The following is a 1670-nucleotide window of genomic DNA, read 5'->3' on the forward strand; positions in this document are numbered from 1 at the left end:
CCCTATATATGTGCCTCGGCCAGGAAGACGCAGCCGACCTGCGCTCGCCCTTGCGCGCCTCCGAAGGCAACGAACTGGTCGCCGAAGCGATAGACGAAGCGATCGGCCGCAAGCCGAAAGGCCATGACTTCATCATCGACCGCCGCACCAGCCGCCCATCGGTATCGCGCCATATGAGCGTCACCGGCGGCTGACCTTCCCGCCGATCTGTCCAATTGCCGGGCGGTCATCGACTTCGGGGCAAGACATGCGGCGGCTCTTTTCAATCGGGACGTTTTTCGCTGCGCTCGCGGCCAGCACCATAATTGCCGCGCCGTTCACCTATGTGAACGAGCGCTTCGGCACCGTCTGCACCTTTCCCGACGATGTTTTCACCGAGCGCCAGCCCGAGCCCGACAATGGCGACGGACAGGTGTGGCTGAGCACCGATGGTGCCAGCCTAACATGCTCGGGTATCCTCAACATCGACGACGATGCGCCAAAAGGCTTCGTCGCGGCGGAGAAGGCCAGCAAGGAGCCAGGTTACGAGGTGACCTACAGCAAGGCCGGAAAGGACTGGGTGGTGCTTTCGGGCGTGAAGGATGGGAAGATCTTTTACCAGCGGCGCCTGTTCGGGAAAGACGGCGTCATCCGCACGGTCTGGGTCGACTATCCGCCGGCCCTGAAGTCGAAATACGATCCGCTGGTCGGCGCCATCGCTGGCAGTCTCAAGGGGCCATGACGGTTTCGGACCACACCCCAGAAAAAGTCTTGTTCGCGAACCGCAGCCGGATTTACGGCCAGCACGTTCCGGCCTAGCCTTCCCCGCGGCGGAATCTTCGCTCACAGGGGGAATACACCATGCGCAAACTCGTTCTTTCTCTTGCATTGCTTGGCCTCGCCGCCCTGCCCGCGGCGGCCCAGTCGATCGGCGGCACCTATACCGTCGCCGGCACCAACTTCGATGGATCGCCCTATGGCGGCGAGGCGACCATCGCGCTGACCAGCGGAACGACCTGCACGATCCACTGGGAGACGGGCGGCTCATCTTCCGACGGCATCTGCATGCGCAACGATGACGCCTTCTCCGCCGGCTATGTCATGGGCAAGGATATCGGCCTCGTCGTCTACAAGATGATGGACGACGGCTCGCTGCATGGTCTGTGGACGATCGCCGGCAAGGAAGGCAATGGCACCGAGGTGCTGACGCCGAAGAAGTAAGTTCTGCCGCCATTGCAGGCGATCTTCTGGGCCACAAACAAGGCTGTGGCCCAGCCCTTTGCTGTTGCGGTTTCATGCCCGGCTGTTACAGGCTTGCTGCAAAGCGGAACCGGTAATCGTCTTGCCCCTGTCTCCAAATCTTCGCGGCGCGTTGTTCATGATGGTGGCGATGGCCGGCTTCTGCCTTAACGACGCCATCACCAAATACTCGTCGCAATCGATGAACATGGCGCAGGTCATGTTGATCCGTGGGGCTTTCGCTTCGCTTTTCGTCGGCTTGCTCGCCTGGCAGCGCGGCGCGCTCTCCCGCCCGGGTTTGATGCTGCAGCCGCTGGTGGCTTTGCGCGTGATCAGCGAGGCCGGCGCCACTGTGAGTTTTCTCGTCGCCCTCGCCCATTTGCCGATCGCCAACGTTTCGGCGGTGCTGCAGGCGCTGCCGCTGGCGGTGACGATGGGGGCCGCACTTGTCT

The 1670-nt window shown here is 62.3% G+C and carries 2 protein-coding genes and 2 pseudogenes; all 4 read left to right on the top strand.

All coding sequences use genetic code 11. From position 1 onward, the window contains the following. Positions 1 to 194, top strand: a pseudogene (locus EN935_RS34850) (GTP 3',8-cyclase MoaA); the annotation flags it as partial. A gap of 53 nt (positions 195 to 247) precedes the next feature. Then, positions 248 to 721 (top strand): hypothetical protein, encoded by a 474-nt coding sequence (locus tag EN935_RS34855; RefSeq protein ID WP_127265648.1) that lies wholly within the window; start codon positions 248 to 250, stop codon positions 719 to 721. 119 nt (positions 722 to 840) lie between these two features. Next, positions 841 to 1200 carry a hypothetical protein gene (locus EN935_RS34860; protein ID WP_127265649.1) on the top strand — a complete coding sequence of 120 codons (360 nt, stop codon included), beginning with the start codon at positions 841 to 843 and terminating at the stop codon, positions 1198 to 1200. 121 nt (positions 1201 to 1321) lie between these two features. After that, positions 1322 to 1670: pseudogene (locus tag EN935_RS34865) on the top strand (EamA/RhaT family transporter); the annotation flags it as partial.

It is taken from the genome of Mesorhizobium sp. M7D.F.Ca.US.004.03.1.1 (assembly GCF_003998635.1).
Taxonomy (GTDB): Bacteria; Pseudomonadota; Alphaproteobacteria; order Rhizobiales; family Rhizobiaceae; genus Mesorhizobium; species Mesorhizobium loti.